The organism is Ruficoccus amylovorans (assembly GCF_014230085.1).
GTDB classification, from domain to species: domain Bacteria; phylum Verrucomicrobiota; class Verrucomicrobiia; order Opitutales; family Cerasicoccaceae; genus Ruficoccus; species Ruficoccus amylovorans.
Genome location: NZ_JACHVB010000014.1, coordinates 21556 through 37248, shown reverse-complemented (window position 1 = coordinate 37248; position 15693 = coordinate 21556). Strand labels below are relative to the sequence as shown.

The following is a 15693-nucleotide window of genomic DNA, read 5'->3' as shown; positions in this document are numbered from 1 at the left end:
ATGCCCTACCCCTAGCCGTTTTCGCCCCCCTGTCACGGCCAAACCGACATGGGCTTGACCATCCGGGGGCGGAGCGGCTATTTCTTCCCGTTTTTACAAAGACATGGCAACACGTTGCGACAGCTACGACTTCTCCCTGATCGAGCGCCACTGGCAGGACTTCTGGGCGGACAACAAAACCTTTTACGCGGAAGACTTCGCGGACAAGCCCACCTGGTACGTGCTGGACATGTTCCCCTACCCCTCGGGCGCGGGCCTGCACATCGGCCACCCCGAGGGCTACACCGCCACCGACGCCCTCAAGCGCTTCAAGAAGGCCCAGGGCCACAACGTCCTGCACCCGATGGGCTGGGACGCCTTTGGCCTGCCCACCGAGCAGTACGCGATCAAAACAGGCGAACAGCCCGCCGTCGTGACCAAGCGCAACATCGCCCGCTTTAAGGAGCAGCTCCGCGCCATTGGTCTGACCTACGACTGGGACCGCGAGGTCAACACCACCGACCCGCACTACTTCCGCTGGACGCAGTGGATTTTCCTAAAGCTCTTCAAAAAGGGCCTCGCCTACGTGGACGAGAAGCCCGTGTGGTTCTGCCCCGAGCTGGGCACCGTCCTGGCCAACGAGGAAGTCCTCAACACGCCTGAAGGCCCCCGCAGCGAACGCGGGAGCTTCCCCGTCGAGCGCCGTCCGCTGCGCCAGTGGGTCCTGCGTATCACCGCCTACGCCGACAAGCTCCTCGACGGCCTCAAGGACGTCAACTGGCCCGACTCCACCAAGCGCCTCCAGTCGAACTGGATCGGCCGCTCCGAAGGGGCCGAGGTCACCTTCTCGCTGGACGGCTTCGACGACACGCTGACCGTTTTCACCACCCGCCCGGACACGCTCTTCGGGGCCACCTACATGGTCGTCGCCCCCGAGCACCCGCTGCTTTCCAAAATCACCGCCGACGACAAGCGCGAAGCGGTTGAGAGCTACGTCCGCAAAGCCGCCAACAAGTCCGACCTCGAACGCGCCGAGCTGTCCAAGGAAAAGACCGGCGTCTTCACCGGCTGCCACGCCATCAACCCGGTCAACGGCGAAAAAATCCCCGTCTGGGTCGCCGACTACGTGCTCATGAGCTACGGCACCGGCGCGATCATGGCCGTCCCCGCCCACGACGAGCGCGACTTCGCCTTTGCGAAGGAGTTTGGGTTAAAAATCGTTCAGGTCATTTCGGATGAGACTCACACAGAGGCACAGAGGCACGGAGGCGAACTCACCGAGGCTTACACCGGCGACGGAAAATTAATCAACTCCGGCCTGCTTGACGGCCTGGATGTCACCGCCGCGAAAAAGAAGATCACCGACAAACTCGCGTCCGAAAACCGCGGCAAGGCCACGGTCAACTTCAAGCTGCGCGACTGGCTCTTCTCGCGCCAGCGCTACTGGGGCGAGCCCTTCCCCATCGTCTGGGTCTCCGAGGCCGATTACGCCACAGTTGCCTCCGGGGCGGCCTTCGCGGGCCTGCTGCCCGAGGAGCCGGTGACTTGCACGATGGACGGGAAAAAGTGGTTTGCCGTGCCGCTGCCCGAGAGTGCCCTGCCACTCACGTTGCCCGAGACCGAGAGCTATCAGCCCTCGCCCGACGGGCAAAGCCCGCTGGCCAACATCCCCGAGTGGCTGGAGGTCGCCATCGACCCGGCGACAGGCAACGTCACGGCACGCAAGGAACTTTCCGATACAAGCGGGCTGGTCGAGGGTCTGCGCGAAACCAACACCATGCCCCAATGGGCGGGCTCGTGCTGGTACTACCTGCGCTACATCGACCCGAAGAACGCCGAGGCGCTCATCGACCCGAAGAAGGAAGACTACTGGGGCATGCCCGACCTCTACGTGGGCGGCGCGGAGCACGCCGTCTTGCACCTGCTTTACGCGCGTTTCTGGCACCGCTTCCTCTACGACGAGGGCGTGCTCAAGACGCCTGAGCCCTTCACCGAGCTTTTCCACCAGGGGATCATTCTCGGTGAAGACGGCGAAAAGATGTCCAAGAGCCGGGGCAACGTCGTCAACCCCGACGACATCATCGCCCAGTACGGCGCGGACAGCCTGCGGCTTTACCTGATGTTCCTCGGGCCGCTGGAGGCGATGAAGCCCTGGAACACGCAGGGCATCGAGGGCGTGGTGCGCTTCCTCAGAAAGCTCTGGCGCGAAGTCATCGCCGAGGACGGCTCTGTCGCCGCCCGCGTGGACGACACCCCCGAATCGCCGGAGACCCTGCGCGTCCTGCACGAGACGATCAAAAAGGTCACCGCCGACTACACCGCGCTGGGCTTCAACACCGCCATCTCGCAGCTAATGATCTGCCTGAACGCCATCTCCAAGGCCGGGCGCATGAACCGCGAGACCGCCAAGACCTTTATCCAGCTTCTGGCCCCGCTGGCCCCGCACCTGTGCGAAGAGCTATGGGAACGCCTCGGCGGCGCGGCCGGGGGCGTCTCCGCCGCCCCGTGGCCCGTCTGCGACGAGTCGTTGCTGGTCAACGACACGGTCAAAATCATCGTCCAGGTCAACGGCAAGCTGCGCGGCGAACTGGAAGTGTCCAAGGACCTGGCCAAGGAGGACATCCTCGCGCAAGCCAAGGGCCTGGAGCGCGTGCTGGCGCAGACCGAGGGCAAGACCGTGGTGAAAGAGATTTACGTGCCGGGCAAAATCGTCAATCTGGTCGTGAAATGAGCCGCCGCCCCGCCCTCCGCTTTTTCTGCCTGCTCGGACTCGCCCTGCTCTGCGGCGCGGGTCTGCGGGCCGACGAAACACGCGGGGGCATCGCCTTCGTCAAGGGCCTCTCCGGCAGTCTCACCGCCGACGGGCGCGACCTGTCCAAGCACGAATCCTTCGACCCGGTGGGCCAGACCATCGTCAGCGGCCCCAGCGGTCGCTCCTGCCTGGTCTTTTCCAACCGCATGGCCCTCGTGCTCGAACCGGACACCACACTGAACGTGGTCAAGTTCAGGCAGGCCCTGCCGGATGGCTCCGCCGCCACCACCGACAACGTGGAAATGGCCCGCTCGCAGATCGAACTCAAGCTGGAGCGCGGCGGTTTCGCACTGGCCCAGGTCCAGCCGCGGGCCACCTCCAGCCTGACGATCGAGCTTCCCTCCGGCACGCTCAGCGGCCGGGTCAGCGCGATGATCGTCTCACTCGACAGCGCCCCGCCGCAGGTGGCCATGCTCGACGGCACCATGCGCCTGAGCCGCAACTCCGGGCGTCCGCTCGTCCTCCAGAGCGGCCAGTGGCTCGACCTCGGCAAGACCAGCAACCTGTCCACCTCCGGCATGCTCCGCACGCTCGATACGACCGAGCGCAAGGCCGTCAGCGACCAAATCGCGACCGCGCAGACCAACTACCGGCTGGTGGTCTTCTCCCCCGACGAAGACGACGGCTGGGAGACCCAGGTCCGCATCCCCAAGTCCTCCGCCCGTAGCGCGGCCAAAAACGATTTCATGATCCACAATTGAGCACCACGAACTCCAGCCCCTTTCTCCCGGCGGACTTCGACCCCGCCCAGCCGCTGGCCATCATCGCGGGCAAGGGGCGCTACCCGGTGCTCCTGGCTGAGAAAGCCCGTGCCGCCGGAGTTCCCCTGCGTCTGGTCGCCTTTCACGGCGAGACCTCGGTCGATTTTTACGACAGCTTTCCCGAGGCCGACCGCTCCATGATAAAGGTCGGCCAGGTCGGCCACATGCTAAAGGCGCTCAAACGTCACGGCGCACGCTACGCCGTCATGGCCGGGCAGATCACCCCGCGCCGCCTTTTCAAGGGGCTGCACCCCGACCTCAAAGCCGTGGCCATCCTCGCCTCGCTCAAGGAGCGCAACGCCGAGTCGATCTTCGGGGCGCTGGCGGCGGAGATTGGGAAAATCGGCGTCTGCCAACTCGACGCCCGCGCCTTTCTCGAAGACCAACTTGCCGACGAGGGCGTCATGACCGGTGGCCGGGACCGGATCGACCCGCAAACCCTCGCCCACGGCATCCGCATAGCCAAAGAGGTCGCCCGGCTCGACATCGGCCAGGGCGTTGTGGTCAGCCGGGGTACGGTGCTGGCGGTTGAGGGCTTCGAGGGCACGGACCAGATGCTCGCCCGCGCAGGCACCTTTGAGGCCCGCGACCCGCTCTTTGTCAAGACCGTCAAGCCCGCGCAGGATTACCGTTTCGACGTGCCGGTCTTCGGCCTGAAAACCCTGGAAAGCCTCGCCTCGGCCAACATCCGTCACGCCGCCGTCGAGGCCGACAACACCATCATTCTCGACAAGCCCGCCGTCCTCGAAGAAGCCCGCCGGTTAAAAATCCAGCTAACCGGCTACCGGGCCTAGTCACGCACACCCACAGCTGTTCTACAACTGGGTTATCGAAAGATGCGCTCCTGCTGTTTTTTTTGATTTTAACCACAGAGGACACAGAGAGCACAGAGAAGGAAATGGCACTTCTCGCCCGTTTTGAAATCTGGGAGTTTTAACAGGAAGATCGGGAAGTAAGGAAGAAAATGCCTTTTCGCGTAGTTGAAAAATACTGTAGCCGCAAAAAAACCTCCAAAGCACAGAACTGACCGGTGCACCTCCCTTAAAAACTCTGTGCTCTCTGTGTCCTCTGTGGTTAATTATCTATTACCCATAACGCGAAAACACAGAACACCCGCCGCCTACTCCCTGAAAAACGCCACCACGCGGGCGATAATCTGCTCGACCGGGGCGAGCTTGCCCTCGCCCTCGTAGCCGCAGGCGAGCATGCCGCCGGCCTGAGGCTCGATGAAGGTCGCGCCGCGTTCGCGCAGGAGCTTGATGTTGGACTGGGTGGCCGGGTGACGGAACATTTTACCGTTCATGGCCGGGGCGATCATGACCGGGGCCAGTGTCGCCAGGTAGATCGAGCAAAGTAAATCCGGCGCGAGTCCCTGGGCGAAACAGGCAATCGTGTTCGCCGTGGCCGGGGCGACCAGCAGCAGGTCCGCCTTGTCGGCCAGCTCGATGTGGCCGGGCTGCCAGCCTTCGCCCTCGCGCCACAGGTCGACACCGACCGGGTTGCGCGAGAGAGTCTGGAGCGTGATCGGGCCAACGATTTTCGCCGCCGAGTGTGTCATCACGCAGTGGACCTCCGCCCCCATGCGCGTGAGCTGGGAGGCCAGGTCCGCCGCCTTGTAAGCAGCGATAGAGCCGGTGACTCCGAGAATAATGGTTTTGCCTACCAATGGCATAATAACGTCCTTCTAGTTGGTTCCTGTGGGGATGGCAGCAAAAATATCACCTTGGCCCCGAACAGGCCCAAAGCGAAGCCTTGACAAGCGCCCCCGCCAGGCTGATAGTTCCCCGCATCATGGACGCTTACGCATTCCGCCGCCTTCTTGGTTTGGCGCTTCTCCCCTGAGGGGGAGTTGCGGGATGACACATGCCCCCTGGGCGGGGCCCGGCCGTTGGACGGCCAGACGGACACATGATAACAAACAGCCGCCACGGCTCATTGTGTCCCCATCGCATTGCACGCTTGTGTGCTTTTTCCGGTTTATCTAGCGTTAATCTTTTTCACGCCGTTTTCCATGAAACCCTCCAGTATTCGTAAATACGTCCCCTTCCACCGGCGCTTCAGCATCCCGCTGAAGGACCGCCAATGGCCGGATCGCGTCATCGAACAGGCACCCATCTGGTGCAGCGTCGATTTACGCGACGGCAACCAGGCCCTCGCCATCCCGATGAATATCGAGGAAAAACTGGAGATGTTCCGCCTGCTCGTGCAGGTCGGCTTCAAACAGATCGAGGTGGGCTTCCCTTCGGCCTCGCAGACGGAGTTCGACTTCCTGCGCCGTCTGGTCGAGCAGGGCGAGATCCCTGACGACGTGCAGGTGCAGATACTGGTCCAGGCCCGCGAACACCTGATCCGGCGCTCCTTCGAAGCGCTGAAAGGGGTCAAGCGCGCCATCGTGCACCTCTACAACTCCACCTCGCCCTTGCAGCGCAAGATCACCTTTTCGGACTCCAGCAAGGACGACATCAAGGCCATCGCCGTCAAGGGAGCCCAACTGGTGCGCCAGTTGGCCGATGAGGCCGAGGCCGAAGGCAGCGAGATCACCATGGAGTACTCGCCGGAAAGCTTTAACGACACCGAAATCGACTACGCGATTGAGATTTGCGAAGCCGTCATGGACGTGTGGAAGCCCACCGTCGAGCGCCGCATGATCCTGAACCTGCCCGCGACCGTCGAGTGGACCACGCCCAACGTCCACGCCGACCAGATCGAGTACTTCTGCCGCACGGTCAAGGGGCGCGAAAAGGTCTGGATCTCCCTGCACACCCACAACGACCGCGGCACCGGCGTGGCCGCCACTGAGCTGGGCCTGCTGGCCGGGGCCGACCGGGTCGAGGGCACGCTCTTCGGCAACGGCGAGCGCACCGGCAACCTCGACATCGTCAATGTCGCCCTGAACATGAACAGCCACGGCATCGACACCGGGCTGGACTTTTCCAACCTGCCGCACATCTGCGAGGTGTACGAACGCTGCACCCGCATGAGCGTGCATGAGCGCCACCCCTATGGCGGCGAGCTGGTCTTCACGGCCTTTTCCGGCAGCCACCAGGACGCGATCAAAAAGGGCCTGGACCGCCGGAAAAAATCCGCCGAGTCCGACCCGGTCTGGGAGGTTCCCTACCTGACCATCGACCCCGAGGACCTGGGCCGCACCTACGAGGCCATCATCCGTATCAACAGCCAGAGCGGCAAGGGCGGCGTGGCCTACATCATGGACACCGAGCACGGCCTGGAGCTGCCCAAGAGCATGCACCCGGAAGTGGGCAAGATCGTCAACGACGAAGCCGACCGCCAGCAGAAGGAACTCAACGCCGACGAAATCCGCGAGGTCTTCGAGGCGCACTTCGTCAACCTGTCCAAGCCGCTGTCCCTGGGCGAGTACGAGCTGTTCCACCAGACGGAAACACCCGGCATGGTCCGCTGCATCGCCCAGGTCGTTTACGAGGGTAAGGAACTCCAGATCGAGGGCACTGGCAACGGCCCGATCAGCGCCTTCGTCGATGCCATCGAGCATCAGGGCTGGAAAAACTTCCGCCTGACCGACTACCGCTCGCACTCGGTAGGCAAGGGCTCGGCCTCCAACAGCGCGGCCTACATCCAACTCCAGGACGTGGACAATGGACGCCTGCTGTGGGGCTGCGGGATCGACACCTCCATCGAGATCGCCGGCCTGAAGGCCCTCGTCTCGGCCTTCAACCGCCTCCAGCACAAACCGGCGTAAACCCGCCCGCGAAGCTTTGAGGGTTAGGCGAGAGGGTGTTTTTTGAAAAAAAACACCCTCTCGCGCTCTCCCCAAAAAACTTTTGAGACGGAACTTCGTCCCTTCGCAAGAACGGTAACGAACGCCTTGGTGTGCTTCGTGCATGCTTTCTCTGCCTGGTAGGCTGCATTGTTAAAATGGCCTAAAAACCCCAGAACGGCAGTTTACCGCTGACAGGTTGCCACGGGGACGCTCTTTTAGCAGCTTATGCCGTCCGCTCTCACCGACCGCATCACCGGCTTTCGTCCTTTCGCCGGGCGTATCATCGCCGCCGGGCTCCTGCTCAGCCTGCCTGTGTGGAGCGGCTGCTTCACACCCGAACCGGCCACCATCACCGACAGCTCCATCAGCAACGCGATAGGCGGCTCCCTGCCCTACTCGGTTGACATTCCACGTGGCTACAAAGCCATCCACCTGCCCGAATACCTCCCGCATGTAGCCTACACCCCGGAGTGGCTCCGGACGGAGGAGGCGGCGGCCTTTGCCGGGCTGGTCCAGACACAGGCGCTTGAACAAAAGCTCCGGGCCGATCTGCTGCTCTACCGCCGCCCCAATTACCGCGCCTACTACAGCACCGGCGGTGAGGACATCCTGCTGTTCCCTAAAAACGAAGCCGCCCCCCACGCCCCCTCGCCGTTCATGGTGTTCACGGCGGATTGCTACCGCGGGCCGGGCGGTGTGACCTTTGCGCCCTTGCGGCAGGGAAGCCTGTCAGCCTTCGGGACCTGGGCCGCCGGTTCCATGACCGAGGGGGCGGACGAGGTCTCGGTGGACACGCGCAGCGTCCTCGGGCGCAAATGGATCTGGCTGACGGCGCGCTTCGATTATCCTTTTACCCCGGCGACCGCCAACACTTCGGACACCGCCACCGACAATTCCACCCCGACGCAAACACCTGCCGCCGCCGAGAGCTGGCAATTCCTCTATGTGGCCACGCTCGGGCCGGGCGACATGCTCTACTCCATTCAGGGCTGGAGCCGTCCCGCTGACCACAAAGCCATGGTCGAGGCGGTTGACGAAATGATCAACACCTTCACTCTCAGCAGAAAGTAATCCAAACGCCTTCCCAGCTCAATGGTCCCAGGGGAAGCGCCAGGCCCGGTCGCGGGGCTGGAGCCACATGTCGAAGGGTTCGAACATCTTCCCGGGGTTGAGAATCCCGTTCGGGTCGAGGGCGTCCTTGATCCGTTTCATGGCACCGATTTCAGCCTCGGTGTGCTGGAGGCTGAGGAAGGGGCTCTTGGCCAGCCCGATCCCGTGCTCGCCGGTGATGGCGCCCCCCAGTTCGACCACTTTGCGCATAATCAGTTCGATGGACTCCCTGGCTCGCTCGCGCTGGTCTGCATCGCCCCAGTCGAACATCACATGCACGTGGAAATTCCCGTCCGCGGCGTGGCCGAAGGTCGGTGTCGCCAGTCCGGTCTTTTTGCGCACTTCGAGGGTGTACTTGAGGAGTGGAAGCTGAGACTCCAGCGGCACCACGATATCCTCGTTGAGCTTGGTGTCACCCATCTGAAACATGGCCTGCGAGCAGGTCCGGCGGATGCGCCAGAGCGCCTCGGCCTCCTCCTCATCCCGCGCCTGGCGCAGCCAGAGCGCCTTCGCGCCAAGCAATTCGCGCACGGCGGTTTTCTGGCGTCGCACCTGTCCGGCGTCGCCATCGACTTCCAGTAACAGCATGGCCGGGGCCGGGTCACCAGCCTTCACCCGGAACGGCAGCGAGCCAAGCGTTCCGGCCTTCTCATGCTTGCGCAGGAAACAGTCGAGCGTCTGCCGGTCGATAAACTCCAGGATCGAAGGCACCAGCCGGGCCTTGAGCACCTCGCGCACCGTGCGCAGAGCCGCCGCCTCGTCCTTGTAAGCCGCCAGAAAAGTCGCCCGCGTCTCGGGAGCGGGAATGAGCTTGAGCGTAGCCCGGGTGACAACCCCGAGCATTCCCTCCGAGCCGATCCACAGGTCCCGCAGGTTAAAACCGGAAACGTATTTTTTCAGCGGCAGCCCCCACTTCACCGGTTCGCCCGTGGGCAGAAAGCCTTCCAGCGCCACTACGTAGTCGCGGGTCACGCCGTACTTGGCCGCGCGCAGCCCGCCTGCGTTGCAGGCGATGTTTCCGCCGATGGTCGAGTACCCTTTCGAGGATGGGTCGGGCGGGTAAAACCAGCCCTTTTTTTCCGCCGCCTCGTTGATTTTGGCGTTGATGGCCCCGGCCCCGACATGGGCGTAGCCGCTGACCGCATCGATGCGAATCTCGTCCCAGCCGGACAAGTCGAGCACCCAGCCCCCGCGGATCGGAGTCGCCGCCCCCGTCGTGGCCGAACCGGCTCCACGCGCCGTGACCGGGACCCGGTAGCGGTTGGCCAGGCGCAGCACGGTAGCCACTTCCTCGTCGTTGGCCGGACGGATAACCGCCTCGGGCAGATGAGCCAGCCGGCAGGTATCCAGCGAAGCCACTCGCCGGGCCTCATCAGCTGTATCGACAGCCCCCGCCGTCATGGCCTTGCGCAGCTCTCGCAGGGCCGTTGCCCGGCGACGCGGATCGGCAAACACGGGTCCTTCAGAAGAAGTGCTCATCGTTTATTCATACGCCATTCCAGCCGTCTGCGAAAAGGCAAAAAGTAACGATTAGCGACGCTAATACAAACAATATCCATAAAACCAAAATGAATCATTGACCAACACGGTAGGCTTTACGAAATAATACACTATGCGTTCGCTCCCGCCATCCGCCGCCGGTTTCCGGCGGGCTCGCACAGCCGGAATCCTTCTCGTCGTCTTTCTGGGCATTGTTGTCCTGGCGATCGTCGCGGGAGCGTATTTCTACCTCAAGGGGGCGATCAGCGCACCCTTACAGATTGGTCAACCGCTGGAGCCGGAAGTCCCGGTCGCGCAAGGCCCTTCGCAAGGGACCATGGTCCTCGAACGGGTGGAAATTTACCGTCAGGGCCCGATTGAGATCATTTCGGTCAACAGCCTGCCTGCCCGTATCCATCGGTTGATGCTGAGCCAGAGCGAATGTTTTCACGACCTGATGGCCGCCTCGGAGCGCCTCCAAAACAACGGACTCACCGCCGAACAGGCCCAGCAGTGGAACAACATCCTCGCGAAATTCCCGCCGAAACTTTACTTCAGCAAACCCATCGGCGGGCAATCCGAATGCGGCCCGCGCGAAACCATCGTCGCCCGCTACGGCGAGCAGAACACCCACTCGATGAGCCCGGACCTCTACGACACTTTCTACTCGCTGACGATGCAGGCCGACCCGCTCAACCTCGGGGCTTCGCTGCCCTTCATCCGCGAAAAGCTCAACGCGGAGCTCAACTGGATCGAACTGCACAAGCCTTACCAGAAAAGCACCGACGCCCAGGTCCGTGCCCAGAGCATGGCCAACCGGACCTGGCTCCAACAGTACCGGGACTTTCTCCCCACACTCGAAGGCGCGCAGGACCAATTTCCGCAGAATAGCGGTAGTGAGCTGGCAACCAACCACCAGCAGTGCCAGGAGGCATGGAGAAGCTTCAACGCCCTCAACGCCGACCAGATGGATGAATGGTTCACCACGGCCAGCCCGTCTACCCCCTACTACACCGCCAGTTTCCCCTATGAGAGCGAGGGCTACCCCGTCGCCCGCATTCTCTTTGGTGGCTACTACCTTTACCTGACTCCCGACACCTCCCCCGAGGAAATCATCTTTAGCCAGGAGCACTGACGATGCCCGACAAGATTCCCCTGTTTGGTAAGAACAACGAGCAAAACCATAAGCAGCCGCCCGCAAGGCCACCCGTCCCTCCGCCTTCTCCACGACGCCACCGGTCCAAATTCGAGATCGAGCGCGACCGTCGGCGATTCAAGGAGACGATCATAGGTTATGCCCGTATCCTGCTTGTCATCGCGATTTTCGTCGGCGCCTACTACGCCTATCGCTACTTCACGGACCCGGCGTACCTGCGCAACGGCCGCTTCGCCCTGATGGAGAAATTCATCATCGACCCGGTCAAGTACAAGCACCCCAGCAAGCAGACCCATCTCGGCGGAAAGGAATCCGTGATCTATCCGCCCAAGTACATCTTCAAATGCCTGGGGGAGGACACGCGCGACAACTACCTTGTCGTGGTAGATGAAAACATCTACTATGATTATCCGCTGCGAACGATCTTCATGCGCAACGAGATCGAACGCTACGAGGTTTACAACAGCCTGCAGGAGATCAAGGAGCACTACCAGGGGATCGAGGTAGAGCCCACCGAGGAACGGGAAAAAAAGGGCTTCTGGAACGGGCTGCTCACGACCATTCGCGACTCGATTACCGGCCCCGAAAGCAAAGACAAGTAAGGCCGTCAGCCCGCAATTCTCAGATCGTTACCGGGTGGCGATGCCTTCGCCGGAAGCCCGCACCTGCGCCATGAGCTTCTTGCTGACCCGCTCGATACCGACACGGCAGCTCTTTGAGGCCGGGTAAATGTCCTGCGCGGCCAGGTAACGGCTGAGGCTGACCGCGTACTGTTCATTAGCCTCGGCTCGCTCGGCGGCATCAATGGCCCCAACAAAATCCGACACCCGTGGGGCGACCGCCGCCTTGGTCCGGGCCAGTTCGGGGTCCTTGGGCTCGAGTTCGCTCGCCCGCAGGAGCATTTCCCAGGCTTCGTAGGCGTTTTCCTGTTCGGACTGCTCCTGAGCGGCGGCGATCAACATATCGACCGTGCCGATGCGCTCGGCGACTTTCTGCAACTGCTCGGAACGCAGCGGATCCTGCATGAGCGCGGCGGCGAACTCCGTGCGCCGGTCGTAGATCTGCCTAAAATCCTCCCGTGTGTAGAGCTGGTCAAACATCAGGGTCGCCTGAGTCGAGATGTCGGCCCGGCTGGCAATATCGAGCGTAAAGGTCTTGATCGCCGGGTTCAGCGGCCAGACTTCGGTCGCGCGGGCCAGGGAGGCCTCGGCCTTGTCGGTCTGCCCCATGGCCAACGCCTGCTGGGCCGAAAGCAGGGAAAGGTTACTCAGGCGCTGGGCCGAGCGCACGGCCGAGAGCACCCGTGCGCTGGGGAAATCGTAGGCCAGTTCCTTGATCTGCGCCACCGTGGTGTCGATCGCGCCGTAGTCCTTCAGATCGGCCAGGTTTTGCATCTCGCGCACGAGGCGGTAGAGCTTGAGCAACTCGCGCTTTTTCTCCGGCGGGAACTCCAGCACCTGCGGCATGTACTCGCCCAGATAATAGGTCTCCTGCAGGCGCTCCAGCGCGGCGAAGCGCTCGTTGCTGTCGTAAAGAGTCTCCACGGCCCGCATCCCGCTTTTGACATCTGACATCGCTTCGCGGGCCGCGAACTCCAGCGTCTCCACCGTGGGGGAGAAATTTGACACCGGCACGAAGCCCTGAAGCTGCTCCTTGCCGACGATCATTTCCATGTGCGAGCCCTTGAAGGCGTAGCGGTAAAACATGCACCCGATCAGGCAGTGCTCGAAACGGCGCGAGAGCAGCATGTTGAGTATCTGCGTCTGGAACTGGAGCTTGGCCTGGAGGCCATTGGTCACGCGCTGGGTTTCCAGGTTGGTCAGGCGGACCTGAGTCTCGGCCAGTTGCTCGGCCCGGAAAGTCGCCTCCGTCACCCCGTCAAACATCTGACCGCTATGCCGCCCCTCGGCCTTGAGCTGCTGCACCTTGTCGAACTCGCTCTTGCGGAACCAGTCGCTATTGACCAGTTCCTCCTGAATCTTCTTCTGCTCGACCTCGATCATGCTCTGGGCCTTGTCGAGGTTGACGTTCTCGTCGCGGATGCGCCACACGTTGTAAACCTGATTGGCGATGACCAGCGAGGTGCCCCCGTCCATCTCGTAGCGCGCCGCCACGAACAACAGCTGCCAGGCTTCGAAAAGCTCGTCGTTCATCTGCTGGGCATCCTTGACCTCGCCCGCGCCGACCTGGGAAAGCAGTTCGTGGATGCGGGCAATGATCCCGAGGTAAACATCGTCGTCATCGGGCAGCGCCGGGGTGGCCAGGTAACGCTCGAAGCGCGCCCGCACGAGGCGCGAATTTCCGATGCTGAAGGTCCGGCCCTTCCAGTTGAGCGTGCCCTCCTCGAAATCCACCGAGTCGCTGTCCGTGTCGAAAAGGTCTTTGGAAAACTGCCGCAGGGTCTCACTCTCAAACATCCCGCCACCGCCGCCGACATTCATCGTGTTGGCGTTGGTCGGCTGCGACACGGGAGCAGCCTGGGCCGGGGTGGCATTTGCCGGTGCCCCGCCGCCGGTAAACGGATCCCTCACTGCGCTCCCGGGAGGAGCCTGCCCCGCGAGGCTGGCGGTAAAAACGAACACACCCAGAAGCATGGCCAGCCCCCCCTTCCGGGTCGAGGCGGTTCGGATGTTCGGACGGTTGAGGGGTGAAAAAAACATAAAGCGTCTTTCGTCCGGGGCGGTTAATACTTCTCAAGATCCTCCACATAGACAAGCCCACCCTGCCGGATGGCGACCTTCATCCGGTAGCGTTGCCCCGGGTGGATACTCATGCCCAGCGAGTCGGGCACAAAAACCGGCAGGCGCTGACTCTCCCCGTCAGGGACCACAGCCAGCAAGCGGCCAACTCCCTCTTGCCACTCCAGTTGCGAGTGGATCTGGGCACTGAGCCTGTACTCGTTGCCGAGCAGGTTCGCAGGCTGACTGCGGTAGCTCTGCGCGGGGAAATTCTCCAGCCCGTCAAAGCCACCACCACGCACCAGTAACAACAACGCCGCGACGACGCCGACAGCACCGATGAGCAGCGCCACCATGACGACGGGGTTATGTTTGGTCTGTGCCATAAGCAATACCCGGCTGGCAACTGCGCACGGGCTAAAGGGTTACAACCACAGTAGGAGCACATAGTTGCATGGCAAGCGCACTCTTTGCCCGGCAAAAAATGGTTTACTTCCCCGACCAGGAAACGGTCCCGTGGAAAAACCACTTGCTTCCGATTGGCAGGCGCGGCTGAATGTCCATAGATATGTTTAAAGCTCACTTCGCCCGCTTGGTTATCCCCTGTCTGGCCAGCCTGCTGACCATGACCTCCCTTTACTCGCAGTCCCCCACCCCGGATACCGTGATCCCGTACAAAGACACGACTAAAGGCGAGCTCACGCTCTCCGTCTTTTACCCTGAGGGCCACAAGCCAACCGACAAAACCCCGGCCATCGTCTTCTTTTTCGGGGGGGGCTGGGTCACTGGCGGCCCCAGCCAGTTTTACTCGCACTGCGAGTACCTGGCCTCCCGGGGTATCGTGGCCATCGCCGCCCAGTACCGCACGAAAAACAGCCACGGCACCACCCCGCAAGAAGCCGTCATGGACGGAAAATCCGCCATGCGCTGGGTTCGTGCCCACGCCGCCGAGCTCGGGATCGACCCCGACCGTATCGCTGCCGGCGGAGGCTCTGCCGGCGGGCAAGTCGCCGCCGCCACCGCGCTGGCCAAAGGCTTTGATGAGGACAGCGACACCTCGGTCAGTTGCCGCCCGGATGCCCTCGTGCTTTTCAACCCCGTCATTGACAATGGCCCCGGCGGCTACGGTCATGACCGCGTCAAGGAGTACTGGGAAGCCTTTTCCCCGATGAACAACATCGATGCCGACGCCCCGCCGACTGTTATTTTCCTTGGGACCAAAGATAACCTGATCCCCGTCTCCACCGCCGAAACCTACAAGACGCGGATGGAACAAAACGGTGTCCGCTGCGACCTCCATCTCTACCAGGACCAGACACACGGCTTCTTCAACACCAGCCACCCGGAACATTTTTATCTGACCTTGCTCGAAACTGATAAATTCCTGACCTCCCTCGGTTATCTCCAAGGTGATCCGACCCTCCAACCTCCCACTGCCGAAACCACCTCACCAGCGGCCAAGTAATTTTTCCTGCTCCGCCCCTTGGGCCCTTCACCACCAGAGTCTGAGGCCTCAGCATACGGCGCCCTCAATGCGCCTGCCCTTACTTTCATTCGCGGCAGTTTCTTTACCGGCCAGCGTCATCAAGAAAAACGCAAATTCCCGCCTCGAAAGGATTGACAACCCCCGTCGCTCCCGGTTTTCTTTTCGGCTTCAACCTGTGGTGGTAGTAGCTCAGTTGGTTAGAGCATCGGTTTGTGGTACCGAGGGTCGCCGGTTCAAATCCGGTCTACCACCCCACTCTTTTTTTATCCGTAATTTCAGCCCCGTCAGGACCACAATGACGACAACAGCCGCGGCACCCCGCAACGCGCTATTAATCAGTGGTTTGCAAGGCATACGAGAAACTTGAGACTGTTTCTCTCGCTTGTGTAAGCGAGCGTTTTTCGAATAAAGATTACGCTTTTGCCCTAAATTTCCGTATATTTCTCTACGGATTCTCGCGCTCCTTCCCGCCGGAACCACAGTTTGAAAATTT

General features: G+C 61.9%; 12 protein-coding genes and 1 tRNA gene. 9 read left to right on the top strand and 4 right to left on the bottom strand.

Annotation, left to right across the window (positions count from 1 at the left end):
• The first annotated feature begins 103 nt into the window (after window positions 1-103).
• From leuS to H5P28_RS04695, 3 genes are read left to right on the top strand one after another with little or no spacing between them, the layout of a single operon-like run.
• On the top strand, window positions 104-2710 hold the full coding sequence (gene leuS, locus H5P28_RS04705; protein ID WP_185674562.1) for a leucine--tRNA ligase: 2607 nt from the start codon (window positions 104-106) through the stop codon (window positions 2708-2710).
• Window positions 2707-3492, top strand: coding sequence for a FecR family protein (locus H5P28_RS04700; RefSeq protein ID WP_185674561.1), 786 nt, complete (start codon window positions 2707-2709; stop codon window positions 3490-3492). Before leuS ends, H5P28_RS04700 begins: the two co-directional genes overlap by 4 nt.
• Window positions 3489-4346: an LpxI family protein gene (locus tag H5P28_RS04695; RefSeq protein WP_185674560.1), complete on the top strand. Its 858-nt coding sequence runs from the start codon at window positions 3489-3491 to the stop codon at window positions 4344-4346. The genes H5P28_RS04700 and H5P28_RS04695 overlap by 4 nt, the downstream gene beginning before the upstream one ends.
• A 326-nt stretch (window positions 4347-4672) precedes the next feature.
• Here H5P28_RS04695 and H5P28_RS04690 read toward each other — a convergent pair whose 3' ends face one another.
• The gene (locus H5P28_RS04690) at window positions 4673-5224 is read right to left on the bottom strand and encodes a flavoprotein (protein WP_185674559.1); all 552 of its coding nucleotides are present in this window, start codon (window positions 5222-5224) and stop codon (window positions 4673-4675) included.
• Between the two features lie 339 nt (window positions 5225-5563).
• Between H5P28_RS04690 and leuA the strand changes: the two genes are divergently transcribed.
• Together leuA and H5P28_RS04680 are read left to right on the top strand one after the other, a co-directional pair.
• Window positions 5564-7270 carry a 2-isopropylmalate synthase gene (gene leuA, locus H5P28_RS04685; protein ID WP_185674558.1) on the top strand — a complete coding sequence of 569 codons (1707 nt, stop codon included), beginning with the start codon at window positions 5564-5566 and terminating at the stop codon, window positions 7268-7270.
• Between the two features lie 246 nt (window positions 7271-7516).
• On the top strand, window positions 7517-8362 hold the full coding sequence (locus H5P28_RS04680; RefSeq protein WP_185674557.1) for a hypothetical protein: 846 nt from the start codon (window positions 7517-7519) through the stop codon (window positions 8360-8362).
• 18 nt (window positions 8363-8380) lie between these two features.
• On the opposite strand, the gene H5P28_RS04675 is transcribed toward H5P28_RS04680, so the two are convergent.
• Window positions 8381-9880: an FAD-binding oxidoreductase gene (locus H5P28_RS04675; protein ID WP_185674556.1), complete on the bottom strand. Its 1500-nt coding sequence runs from the start codon at window positions 9878-9880 to the stop codon at window positions 8381-8383.
• A gap of 133 nt (window positions 9881-10013) precedes the next feature.
• On the opposite strand from H5P28_RS04675, the gene H5P28_RS04670 reads away from it, so the two are divergent.
• On the top strand, window positions 10014-11015 hold the full coding sequence (locus H5P28_RS04670; RefSeq protein WP_185674555.1) for a hypothetical protein: 1002 nt from the start codon (window positions 10014-10016) through the stop codon (window positions 11013-11015).
• Between the two features lie 2 nt (window positions 11016-11017).
• On the top strand, window positions 11018-11638 hold the full coding sequence (locus H5P28_RS04665; RefSeq protein WP_185674554.1) for a hypothetical protein: 621 nt from the start codon (window positions 11018-11020) through the stop codon (window positions 11636-11638).
• Window positions 11639-11665: 27 nt separating this feature from the next.
• Here the strand turns inward: H5P28_RS04665 and H5P28_RS04660 are convergent, their stop codons facing one another.
• Window positions 11666-13696, bottom strand: coding sequence for a tetratricopeptide repeat protein (locus tag H5P28_RS04660; protein ID WP_185674553.1), 2031 nt, complete (start codon window positions 13694-13696; stop codon window positions 11666-11668).
• 23 nt (window positions 13697-13719) lie between these two features.
• Entirely contained in the window at window positions 13720-14100 is a 381-nt protein-coding gene (locus H5P28_RS04655; protein ID WP_185674552.1) for a hypothetical protein, read from the bottom strand.
• Window positions 14101-14282: 182 nt separating this feature from the next.
• Between H5P28_RS04655 and H5P28_RS04650 the strand changes: the two genes are divergently transcribed.
• On the top strand, window positions 14283-15179 hold the full coding sequence (locus H5P28_RS04650) for an alpha/beta hydrolase (RefSeq protein WP_185674551.1): 897 nt from the start codon (window positions 14283-14285) through the stop codon (window positions 15177-15179).
• Between the two features lie 199 nt (window positions 15180-15378).
• A tRNA-His gene (locus H5P28_RS04645) sits at window positions 15379-15455 on the top strand.
• Window positions 15456-15693 lie beyond the last annotated feature (238 nt).

Excerpts from the sequence above, each read along its gene's own strand:
- leuS (WP_185674562.1), top strand. The coding sequence starts at position 104 with ATGGCAACACGTTGCGACAGCTACGACTTCTCCCTGATCGAGCGCCAC.
- H5P28_RS04700 (WP_185674561.1), top strand. The coding sequence starts at position 2,707 with ATGAGCCGCCGCCCCGCCCTCCGCTTTTTCTGCCTGCTCGGACTCGCC.
- H5P28_RS04690 (WP_185674559.1), bottom strand. The coding sequence starts at position 5,224 with ATGCCATTGGTAGGCAAAACCATTATTCTCGGAGTCACCGGCTCTATC.
- leuA (WP_185674558.1), top strand. The coding sequence starts at position 5,564 with ATGAAACCCTCCAGTATTCGTAAATACGTCCCCTTCCACCGGCGCTTC.
- H5P28_RS04680 (WP_185674557.1), top strand. The coding sequence starts at position 7,517 with ATGCCGTCCGCTCTCACCGACCGCATCACCGGCTTTCGTCCTTTCGCC.
- H5P28_RS04675 (WP_185674556.1), bottom strand. The coding sequence starts at position 9,880 with ATGAGCACTTCTTCTGAAGGACCCGTGTTTGCCGATCCGCGTCGCCGG.
- H5P28_RS04670 (WP_185674555.1), top strand. The coding sequence starts at position 10,014 with ATGCGTTCGCTCCCGCCATCCGCCGCCGGTTTCCGGCGGGCTCGCACA.
- H5P28_RS04665 (WP_185674554.1), top strand. The coding sequence starts at position 11,018 with ATGCCCGACAAGATTCCCCTGTTTGGTAAGAACAACGAGCAAAACCAT.
- H5P28_RS04660 (WP_185674553.1), bottom strand. The coding sequence starts at position 13,696 with ATGTTTTTTTCACCCCTCAACCGTCCGAACATCCGAACCGCCTCGACC.
- H5P28_RS04655 (WP_185674552.1), bottom strand. The coding sequence starts at position 14,100 with ATGGCACAGACCAAACATAACCCCGTCGTCATGGTGGCGCTGCTCATC.
- H5P28_RS04650 (WP_185674551.1), top strand. The coding sequence starts at position 14,283 with ATGTTTAAAGCTCACTTCGCCCGCTTGGTTATCCCCTGTCTGGCCAGC.